Genomic DNA, 9,627 nt, shown 5'->3' on the forward strand with positions numbered 1-9,627 from the left:
GAAGATACTTGGTTGGAGACGACCTGGGAAAATAGGTAGGTGCCGGCTCTTTTCTCAATTATATGCACCTCTAGCTCAGTTGGTAGAGCAGCTGACTCTTAATCAGCGGGCCCAGGGTTCGAGTCCCTGGAGGTGCACCAAACCAATATGATCCGAACTTGTTTCCGGTAGGAGATGAGTTCGGATTATTTTTTGTCTATTTTTAAAGGACGGACTCCATCTTGTACTATGAAGGTGGTTCTAAAAAATTCCCATTAGAAGGTAAATATGTCTTCTTCCCTCCTTGCACTTTTTACTTTATCTTTTTACAATGAAAACAGATAAAACTGCACCCGTTTGGTGCGGAAGGGGGATTGCACAATGGGGTTTCTCAATAAGAAACCGATTATCAAATCCGAGGGTTTTCAGCCGTTAGAACTGAACGAGGGCAATGTCCAGGCCATCTTCAATCGGTGTGAGTCAAAGGAGTATGATACAGAAACCCTTTGGAGTGATGTGTTCAGAGCAGAATTGGGGTATTCTGATAAGGAAACTACGGTCTTTTTTGAAAAAAACGCCATACTACAAAGCAAACGCACAATTCAATACCTGTTTGGGCAATTAGCAGGTATCCATCAGAATATAAAGTCGCTTTCGCTTAATCAATTTTACATGACATACGGCAACCACAAATGGGCAACAAGCGAAGATGCATTGATGAAATTACTCTACTTGGGAGCGCGTAATGAAATCAACTGTATTTTTCCCTTTAGCAAAAAACAGGGGGATACAAGTTTGATTAGTTCAACACTTTTTCCCACCCTCTCCCCCAAGGACCCGGCGTTCCCAGCGTGGTGGGAGGCCCACAAGGGCGAGTGGGAGGACTGACGGTATCTTACGAGATAAATTGTGTACCATCGAGCAAGCGGTCTGCCTTGACTTTGTATACCTGCCAGCCCCCGGAGCCTTTTCCCAGCCCGTGGTAGAGGGGCTTTATCTCCCTTGCTCCCCGTTTCTGTACCTCTGTGGCCAGCAGGTATAACACACTATACCTCGCAAACAAGGCGGTGTGTCCTGTTGCCGACGAAGCGGAAGATGTCCGAAAAGAACGCCCTTATCCGGCCTGAGGCCAGTTGGGAGAAAAACCGTTCGGATACGCACTCGCAAACCGCACTACGGCGACCACTGTCCATTGGAATAGTGGTTTTTGTTATCGAATTTTTCTCGGATTAGCCTGCAATTTGGATCGTAAAAAGTTCTTGTTTTCAAATGTGCCAGAGAGTTTTGCAGGGCTATCCTTCTGCGCTTTATGCCACGTGATGAATAAAAGAGAACTTGTTTTTAATCGGTGAGCGAAACACATATATCACTAAAAAGAGCCCATACCATGTATGATGGTATGGGCCTTTGATTATTCTGCGAACGCTTTTCGAAGGAGACGGAGATTTGTTACATTAACACTTTTGAGCAATTTGCAGCCGTTATCACAAGAAGGCATTGGTGCAAATTTTGGTTAGACCGAAGGAGTCGAGCAGGTGAGAGGAAGAAAAAACGTACAGCCGTGGAAGTTTGCATTTTCATTGTAACAAAGAAAGAGATAGCTGCCAGTTGTAGCGGATAAACCAAACAGGGGCTATCCGATGGATTGATTGGATGGTGTGTCCTGTGTAAAAATAGGTTCTGGCGTTTTACCGGAAATAAGTTTCGGCTTTTCAGTAAAAAGGGACCGAACATCAAGAAATACCTCGCTGTGCTGCGGGGAAGCGGCGTGAGGGTTTCGCCTCAGATGCCTTGCCGCCCGCTGGTACATTTCGTCCGTTCGCTCTTCCATGGCCTGCCACTCGCTTTTTATAAGCTGAAGCTGGCTTTGGGCCCACACCCGCGTGCGGTGCTGCTCATCGGTCGCTTGTTCCAAACGAGCGGCCAGTGTGCGCAAGAGCACCCGCCGCTCCTCACGCAATGCGTTCAGCCGCTGGATTAGTCCGCCGCGGTTTGCGGGTTGCGGAACTCTTATGGGCGTAACGGCAACGTTTACTTTAAGCCGAGTACGCAGTCCCTTGATTCGACGCCGGCTTTCGCTGAGATTCACCAGCAGAGTGCGCACATCCCGGGCCTGCCGTAGAGAGAGAAGAAAATCCACGGTAATCCCCGCCACCAAAAATGCCACCAAAACGGATATACTCCACATGGGCAGTTGCCCTACAAGGTGTGCCACGGCAGGGTGAAGGAAATTCACCAGCAGCAGAGAGAAAACGCCCCAGCACAGAGAAGCCGCAAGACAGATGTAGCCGTTCAAATTCCAGCGAAACCGACTGTAGTCCCAGTATTTGACGTGGAATAGTTTTTCCATGCCGTAGCCTGTGACGTATTCCAGCACGGTGGCTCCCAGCATTCCGAAGAGAAACACCATCGCAGGATTGGTTTGTACCGGCAGAGTGAAAGCCAGCAGTGCCAGGGCACCAAAGCCGTAAATAGGAAGAAAAGGACCGATTAAAAAACCGCGATTGACCCATCGGTGCTGCTGTACCGATACCAGACAGGATTCCCAGACCCAGCCTAGAAACGCATAGATGAAAAAGAACAAAAACCACTGAGTCAAAGGATATCTTGTCATGGCAATCTCCTCCTAGTTAAGATGTTAGTACAAACAGAGCGACTCGCTCCATAGCTTGTTGCGCTTGGGGAAGCGGGAACATGGGGAACACGTGCCACATATTGGGCCAGCACTGAAGCACATTGGGTACGCCTGCCTGATCCAGGCTCTTTTTTAGCCGGGTCGAATCGTCGGCAAGGATCTCGTGCCCTCCGTACTGGATCAACGTGGGCGGAAACTCGCTCAGGTCCGCGAATAGCGGTGAAAGTTCCGGCTGCTCCCAGTCGCCCTGAGGTGCATAGGCTTGGCGTACCGACTCAAGATAGGTTCGGGTTAAAATGGGGTCGTCCTGCTCGTGTTCAGAGTAAGACGCGCCAGAGCAGGAAAGATCTGTCCAAGGGGAGTACAGCACCAGTTTGCCCGGAAGGCGGCGTCCAGCTTTTTTCAAGGATAAAACCAGTTCCAGTGCCAGGTTTCCTCCCGCCGAATCCCCAGCCAGTACTACGTCGCGGGCGCCGTAACCCAGTTCCATCAGGTAGTTCCAGGCGGTCAGAGCATCCTCCAGCGCTGCAGGATAGGGATGTTCAGGTGCAAGGCGGTATTCAAAGCTGAGTACATCGTATCCAGTGGCCTGGGACAGCTTGGATGCCAGGATGCGGGCGTAGCCCAGATTTCCGCTGGTGTAGCCGCCGCCGTGGCAATACAACACCACATGGTAGCGGTCGTGTCCGCATTCGGGTCTTGCCCAGGCCATGGGCATTTCACCTAGAGAGAAGGGTTCCCAAGTAAAGCCCAGTTGCGGGCTGAACAGCCGGCCCAGAACGTTTTGGCTCTGCCGCTGACGAGCCAGCCCTTCCAGATCTCCATCCGCGGGAGCAGAGGCAGAATGAACTGCCTTGAGCGCCGCAAGCATTGCCTGGGTTGTTTTTTCGGTAAGAGGACTTTCCCCTTTGGCCTCGCTGAAGCGTTGGCCGGTAAACCATGTTTTTTTCATAAGATTCCTCGTTTCCATGTTAGAGAGATTGTTTCCAAAGTCCATGTAGATTGCAAAATGCATATACGGCCAGGGGATGTTCGTGCATCGCCAGTTTAAAGAAAGCGGCAGGCGGCTGCGGCTGATTGAGCATTCGAATCAGATAGCCACGGTCCGTTTCCAGAACGATCCATTCAATGCGGTGTTCCGGAGTCATAGGGTGTGCGGTTTTTCCCACTTGCACTTGTACTACCTGGTTTGTGTACACGATGTCGGGTACGTGCTTTTCCGGCGAGGCGTCTGCGGTGCCAGGCTCCATTAGAATCATGGGCTGACCGCAGCACACCAGCGGTACGCCGGAGTCTTTTAGTTTGAGGACGAGATTGCCACAGTGGGCACATTGATAAAAGTTCATTTTTTTTTCTCCTTTTTGTAAGCTTTGGCGGGTTATTTGCCTGCCGGATGTGTAGAGCGTTTTTCCATCAGAACGGTTAGAAAGTCACTGGTTCCGTCTGCTACCAAACTGATGCCGAATACAGCGACCACCAGTTTTGCTGTTTGAAAGGGATTCACTACGATTAAGATGCCTAGAATGATGGGAATGGCCGAGGCCAGGATCAGGGGTACCATGTTGGGATATTTATCCCGAATGGCAACTAGGCTCAGAGGAAGTTTTCCCACTCCGTCTACCAGAAGCAGCGAGCCCAGGACTAAAGGCAGCACCGATAGGACCGCCTGAGGCCACAAGAGTGCAAACGCGGAAAACGCGGCGGGAAGGATGGATAGGAATAGGTCTCCGGACTGGGACGTGCCTGAGCGCTTGCCTTGTAGATATCTCCACAGATGGCTGGCTCCATATAGCGCTGCGCCTCCGGCCAGGCACCACACAAACAGTGTGCTGCTGACGCCTGGGAAAATGAGTAACAAAAGTCCCATTGCAATGTATAATGCCGCAATCCACACAGATGCGGCCCGACCCCAGAAAAATTCAAACATATAAAAGCCTCCTTTGTTTTGTTGTATCCATCGTACCATTTGTGGTGCGCAAAATCGGTGTGTCAAACAACAGACTTGCAAGTTTTCGCCCTTGAAGGCAATAAGTGTAAGGAATATAATGAAAAAAACGAACTTGAGGAGGCTTTTTCATGGAACCCGCGCTGGACCTTTCCGTTTTGAAATCAGGAATGCTGTTTCGTAATCTTTCGGATGAGGAGATTGAAACTGTGCTCGGGACCATGTCCCCTCATCGATGCAAATACAAAAAACGCGCTGTGGTCGCTCAGGACGGAGACCCTTTCCCCGAAATCGGCATCCTTTTGTCTGGCAGTGTTCATTTGTCCCATGTGGACAGCAATGGAAACAGCAATTTGATGGACGTACTATACACCGGCGACTCTCTGGGGGAATTGAATGCCGTGGGCCGATACCGGCTGCACATCTCTATCGTTGCCGCCGAACCCACAGAGATTTTGTATTTGAGCGTGGATCAGCTTCTGCGTAAAAACGTGCTCACTGCACCCACTCAGATTCGCTTTTTGCAGAATTTGACTTTATCCATGGCGCAGAAGGCCCAAAAATTGACCCGCAAACTGGAGGACAGCACTCGTCGATCCACTCGTGAGCGGTTGCAAGACTATCTGTCAGGTCAGTACCACCGGGCGAAAAGCCGCACGTTTTCCATCCCGCTGAATCGGCAGGATTTGGCAGATTTTTTGTTTGTGGACCGCAGTGCCATGTCCAATGAGCTGTGCAAAATGCGGGACGAAGGACTTCTTCGTTTTGATAAAAGCCGTTTTGAACTGCTGGTGGAAATGCCAATTACCGACGATGAGCCGGACCCAAACGATGAGAAATGAAAAAGGCCGCGCAGTTGCGCGGCCTTTTTTGATGGCTATACATCGCCCCGCACACCTCGGCGGCCGGAAATGGATTCCACCAGTAGCGCCAGTCCGGAGACGCTGAGGTAGATGCCCCAGACTGCGCTGAGGGCAAACCAACTGGCAATGGGGTTGGTCAGCAGTACAATGCCCAAAATTACATTCAGAATTCCACTTGTAAGTACCCACCCTGCTCCTTCCGTGCCGTGGGTGCGCAGTTCATCAAAAGTGAAGAACTGCCCGATGCCCATGAGCACTGTAAAGAAAGCTGCCACCGTTGCCAAAGCGGAAATCATGACGACGGTACCGTAGCTGGTCTGCAAAGCGGACCAGAGGGTGAACAGGCTAAACCCTGTCAATAGAATGCCGCCCCCCAAAGTCCAGCCGTTGCGACGTTGACGCCCGGCGCGCACCCAGGCCGCCAACTGTGTGGCTCCGTAAATGCCCAGTCCAGCCGTGATCACATAGGCCAGAGACAGCCCGGTGGCCACTGGGGCAAAGGCCGCCAAAAGGCCGAAGCCCATCATCAAAGTCCCAATCAGCACTCCGCTGACAACGCCGCTTTTTTTAACAGTGTCTTGCGTTTGTTGGGGTGGGGAAATGGTTGTTTCATAAGTCTGTTTCATAAAGACTTCCTCCTTATAGTTGTATAAAAGTTAAATCAGTTGATAGCGTTCCAGCATTTCTTCCAGAACGGTGCCGCGCAGCTTGTCCAGTCCCGCGTGCAAAGCCAGTTTGTAAGGCAGAGGAAGCTTCATTTCGGTCACTCGGCGACCATCCAATAAATAGTGTGTCGCATTCAAAAGACAGCGCACGTCGTATACAGAACCGAATACTTCCGGAACACCCCGCTCCACATCCAGCAGTGTATATACCGCCTCCATGGCCGTGCGCACTGAGTACTCTGTGGTGAAAATCGTGTCCCGAGGCGTTTGGGCGAACTGACCAAGGAAAGCGAAGTTTACGCAGCCTTCAGGTACTACGTCAGGCCGGTCTCCCGCCGCACGGGGCATAAAAAATGCAGTGACATAGGGCATCATACAAGGGACCGTATTGGCTGCGGTCAGAGCCAGCGTTTCAATTTCATTTTCGGGAACGCCCAGATGATACAGCCACTCCATGCAGATTTCCGCACCGGTGCAGTCCTTCATGGGTTTGCCTACAAAATCTCCCAATTCGTCGGGAAACAGTCCGTAAATCCATCCTACAAGATGGCCTTTGGGTTGGGCCTGAAAGTGGGGCTGCCGGTTGAAGGTCCAGCTCATACGCCAAGCAGAATCTTTTACAGTTACAATTCCACCGGTTACCACTTTGCCCGCATAGGGATCTCGGTGGCAAATGTTTTCCACATAAGGTGCAATCCGATCATCCAGCAGTGTCACCGTGGCAGATTCCCAGCGAGTGGCCTCGATGTCCGAACAAAATTTTTCCGGGCGGCCAAACAGTGGATTTTGCACCGCAATGTTTTTCCATAGCTCCCAACTGGACCCCTGGCCGGACTCTGTGTCTACGACCGGCGGATGGTCGTTGTCTCCTAGGGCGCTGGCCTCGGTGCAGGAACCGTTGGTGACAAACACCAGGTCATTTTCCGTCAGTTCCATAGTTTCCTCTTGGCCAGAGCGCACTAAGATCATCTGATGCGCTACCTTCCGGTCCGGGAAAAAGTGGAATAGAACGTTGGTGACTTTGACCCCATATTCAAATTGAACGCCCTGTTCAATCAGGTAGTTTGTCAGTGGCAGGATCAGAGATTCGTACTGATTGTACTTGGTAAATTTCAAAGCGGACAGGTCCGGCAAGCCGCCAATGTGGTGAAGAAAGCGTTGCAAATACAGCTTCATCTCCAAAGCCGAGTGCCAGGTTTCAAAGGCAAACATGGTCTGCCAATACAGCCAGAAATTGGATTTGTAAAATTCCTCTCCCAGTACGTCGTCAATGGTTTTGTCGTATAAATCTTCGTCCCGGGTCAAAAACAACTGCATTAGTTGCAGAGCGGCCTCGTCGCTAAGCTCAAACCGATTTCCGGTCTCGGCGCTCTGCCCTCGATCCAGAGTGGCCCGGTTCATGGAAAAGTTGGGGTCGTCCTTATTCAGCCAGTAAAATTCATCCAAAACGCTGGCGCCCTCCTGCTCCAGAGACGGGATGGAGCGATACAGATCCCACAGACATTCGTAGTGGTTTTCCATTTCTCTTCCCCCGCGGATCACAAAGCCGAGCTCCGGGCGGAACAGTCCGTCACAGGCGCCGCCCGGCAGTTGTGCTTCCTCCAAAATATGGATGTGGTTTCCGGGCATCTGTCCGTCTCGAACCAAAAAGGCCGCCGCGGCCAGACTGGCCAGTCCACCGCCTACCAGCCACGCCTGCTTTTCATCGACGCCTTTTGGTTTTCGGGGTTTGGCGAATGCTTCATAGTTTCCGTTTGTGTAGTACATACTTGTTACCTCCTGATGCCGCGGATCATTCCGGCGGCCTTTTGTTGTTGCTTGCGGTGTCAAAGGCCGCGCCGGACAATCCCGGCAAAGCTTTCAACCTGGTTCCATCATACCGTTTGTCCATGAAAAAATCGGTGTGTCAAACAACGTAATTTGCAAAAGCCAAAAAAGATGGTGTTGGATGAACAACCGATTTTTTTCACCAAGGCGGTTATGATGAAGACAAGAAACACGTTTGGTTCGTTGCACGTACCATTTAAGGAGGTTGTTTTATGAAGAAATTTGCCTTTATCCTTTTTCCGGCGCTGTCCATAGGGGTGGGTGCTTTGTCAGGGTATTTTACCCGCACGGGTCTGGAAACCGTTTATCCCTTGCTGGAAAAATCCGAATTAACTCCGCCCGGCGGGGTGTTTCCCATCGTATGGACAGTACTTTATCTGTTGATGGGGTTGGGTATGGCACTGGTTGTGCGTAAAGGCGGTCCTGGCACAGGGCGGTCGGTATTTTTGTGGATCACTCAATTGGGGCTGAATTGCACTTGGAGTTTGCTGTTTTTTAACAGCGGCAATTACTTGGGTGCGCTGGTGTGCCTAGCCGTTCTGTGGTTTGTAATTTTGGCAATGACCATTTCTTTCGCGGCCAAAAGTCGGCTTGCGGCTTGGCTGCAGGTCCCGTATCTGGCCTGGGTGGGATTCGCCGGGTATTTGAACGCCGCGGTATGGCTGCTGAATGCATAAAAACAAGTGAAAAAGAAAAGCCAGTCCTATTGAGACTGGCTTTTTTGTGCATTGGAAAGATATGCGCAGACGATATTGTCTGTAATGATGAAAAAAGGTTTTTGTGACCACCAAGTAGGAAGTTTATTGTACAGATAATAACAATGATACAATGTTTAAGGTGTTAGAGTTCGGTGCCAACAGGAGGATACGGTTCGGCAGGAACACGAATGGTTACACGTGTACCTTGGCCAATTTCACTTTCGCAGAAAAGACCGTATGTCGGTCCATAGGCCAGGTGCAACCGCTCGTTGATATTGCGCACTCCGTAACCGCCTTTGGTGTTGGCGCTGGAGGCATCCGCCGCAAAATTGGCTTCCCGGGTGGCCTCATCCATGCCCACACCGTTGTCTTCCACCTCAATGACCAAATCGTTTTGTTGCCGGTGTGCGGTAATGCGCAGACAACCTGTTTTGTCCTCCCGTTCAAAAATGCCGTGGATAACAGCGTTTTCAATAATAGGCTGCAGTACGATTTTTATGATGGAGCACTGCTCGATTCCGGGCTCAATATCCCATTCCACATGTACTCGATTCTCAAACCGCATATTCTGAATTTCCATATAAAGTTGTGCATGCTTGAGCTCATCCGCCAGGGGAATGACTTCTCGGCCCCGACTGAGGGAAAGTCGGTAAAATTTGGCCAGGGCATTGACCATTCTGCTGATTTGTGGAATGTTGTAGGCGATGGCGGTGCAGTTGATGAGATCCAAAGAGTTGTAAAGAAAATGCGGATTGATCTGAGCCTGAAGGGCTTTCAGTTCCAGCGCTTTGATTTGTTGACCTTGCTCCAATTTTTCATCCATGAGAGTATCGATTCGAGTCATCATATTGCTAAAGCTGTGCATGAGCTGGCCGATTTCGTCACGGCCTTGCGGTTCCACCCGAGCGGAGACATCTCCGCGCTCTACCGCGTGCATGGTATCGTTGAGTCGGTAAAGCCGGCGCACAATGGACTGGCTGAGCCGATAGGCCAGAAGATACGCCGCGGCCGCCAG

Annotated in this window: 10 protein-coding genes and 1 tRNA gene; 4 read left to right on the forward strand and 7 right to left on the reverse strand. The window is 50.9% G+C overall.

What is annotated here, in order from left to right; all coding sequences use genetic code 11:
- Nucleotides 1–64 precede the first annotated feature (64 nt).
- Together AB5H98_RS11415 and AB5H98_RS11420 are read left to right on the forward strand one after the other, a co-directional pair.
- Nucleotides 65–140, forward strand: a tRNA-Lys gene (locus AB5H98_RS11415).
- Between the two features lie 220 nt (nt 141–360).
- Nucleotides 361–867, forward strand: coding sequence for a hypothetical protein (locus AB5H98_RS11420; RefSeq protein WP_367926021.1), 507 nt, complete (start codon nt 361–363; stop codon nt 865–867).
- Nucleotides 868–1,612: 745 nt separating this feature from the next.
- On the opposite strand, the gene AB5H98_RS11425 is transcribed toward AB5H98_RS11420, so the two are convergent.
- From AB5H98_RS11425 to AB5H98_RS11440, 4 genes are read right to left on the reverse strand one after another with little or no spacing between them, the layout of a single operon-like run.
- The gene (locus AB5H98_RS11425; protein WP_367926022.1) at nt 1,613–2,593 is read right to left on the reverse strand and encodes a putative ABC transporter permease; all 981 of its coding nucleotides are present in this window, start codon (nt 2,591–2,593) and stop codon (nt 1,613–1,615) included.
- A 16-nt stretch (nt 2,594–2,609) separates the two neighbouring features.
- A complete protein-coding gene (locus AB5H98_RS11430) occupies nt 2,610–3,566 on the reverse strand; it encodes an alpha/beta hydrolase (RefSeq protein WP_367926023.1) in 957 nt (318 codons plus the stop codon).
- Nucleotides 3,567–3,585: 19 nt separating this feature from the next.
- Nucleotides 3,586–3,960, reverse strand: coding sequence for a desulfoferrodoxin family protein (locus AB5H98_RS11435; protein ID WP_367926024.1), 375 nt, complete (start codon nt 3,958–3,960; stop codon nt 3,586–3,588).
- A gap of 32 nt (nt 3,961–3,992) precedes the next feature.
- Entirely contained in the window at nt 3,993–4,541 is a 549-nt protein-coding gene (locus AB5H98_RS11440; protein ID WP_367926025.1) for an HdeD family acid-resistance protein, read from the reverse strand.
- 149 nt (nt 4,542–4,690) lie between these two features.
- Here AB5H98_RS11440 and AB5H98_RS11445 point away from each other — a divergent pair, with 149 nt between their 5' ends.
- Nucleotides 4,691–5,401: a Crp/Fnr family transcriptional regulator gene (locus AB5H98_RS11445; protein WP_367926026.1), complete on the forward strand. Its 711-nt coding sequence runs from the start codon at nt 4,691–4,693 to the stop codon at nt 5,399–5,401.
- Nucleotides 5,402–5,436: 35 nt separating this feature from the next.
- Here the strand turns inward: AB5H98_RS11445 and AB5H98_RS11450 are convergent, their stop codons facing one another.
- Nucleotides 5,437–6,048, reverse strand: coding sequence for an HdeD family acid-resistance protein (locus AB5H98_RS11450; RefSeq protein ID WP_367926027.1), 612 nt, complete (start codon nt 6,046–6,048; stop codon nt 5,437–5,439).
- Nucleotides 6,049–6,078: 30 nt separating this feature from the next.
- Nucleotides 6,079–7,854 carry an oleate hydratase gene (locus AB5H98_RS11455; RefSeq protein ID WP_367926028.1) on the reverse strand — a complete coding sequence of 592 codons (1,776 nt, stop codon included), beginning with the start codon at nt 7,852–7,854 and terminating at the stop codon, nt 6,079–6,081.
- 272 nt (nt 7,855–8,126) lie between these two features.
- On the opposite strand from AB5H98_RS11455, the gene AB5H98_RS11460 reads away from it, so the two are divergent.
- The gene (locus tag AB5H98_RS11460; RefSeq protein WP_367926029.1) at nt 8,127–8,591 is read left to right on the forward strand and encodes a TspO/MBR family protein; all 465 of its coding nucleotides are present in this window, start codon (nt 8,127–8,129) and stop codon (nt 8,589–8,591) included.
- A gap of 163 nt (nt 8,592–8,754) precedes the next feature.
- Here the strand turns inward: AB5H98_RS11460 and AB5H98_RS11465 are convergent.
- A partial coding sequence (locus AB5H98_RS11465) for a sensor histidine kinase (protein ID WP_367926030.1) occupies nt 8,755–9,627 on the reverse strand: 873 nt, incomplete at its 5' end.

The sequence above is a fragment of the uncultured Ruthenibacterium sp. genome (assembly GCF_963558415.1).
In the GTDB taxonomy this organism is placed as follows: Bacteria; Bacillota; Clostridia; order Oscillospirales; family Ruminococcaceae; genus Ruthenibacterium.

Coding starts and splice junctions, on each gene's coding strand:
- AB5H98_RS11420 (WP_367926021.1), top strand. CDS start 361: ATGGGGTTTCTCAATAAGAAACCGATTATCAAATCCGAGGGTTTTCAG.
- AB5H98_RS11425 (WP_367926022.1), bottom strand. CDS start 2,593: ATGACAAGATATCCTTTGACTCAGTGGTTTTTGTTCTTTTTCATCTAT.
- AB5H98_RS11430 (WP_367926023.1), bottom strand. CDS start 3,566: ATGAAAAAAACATGGTTTACCGGCCAACGCTTCAGCGAGGCCAAAGGG.
- AB5H98_RS11435 (WP_367926024.1), bottom strand. CDS start 3,960: ATGAACTTTTATCAATGTGCCCACTGTGGCAATCTCGTCCTCAAACTA.
- AB5H98_RS11440 (WP_367926025.1), bottom strand. CDS start 4,541: ATGTTTGAATTTTTCTGGGGTCGGGCCGCATCTGTGTGGATTGCGGCA.
- AB5H98_RS11445 (WP_367926026.1), top strand. CDS start 4,691: ATGGAACCCGCGCTGGACCTTTCCGTTTTGAAATCAGGAATGCTGTTT.
- AB5H98_RS11450 (WP_367926027.1), bottom strand. CDS start 6,048: ATGAAACAGACTTATGAAACAACCATTTCCCCACCCCAACAAACGCAA.
- AB5H98_RS11455 (WP_367926028.1), bottom strand. CDS start 7,854: ATGTACTACACAAACGGAAACTATGAAGCATTCGCCAAACCCCGAAAA.
- AB5H98_RS11460 (WP_367926029.1), top strand. CDS start 8,127: ATGAAGAAATTTGCCTTTATCCTTTTTCCGGCGCTGTCCATAGGGGTG.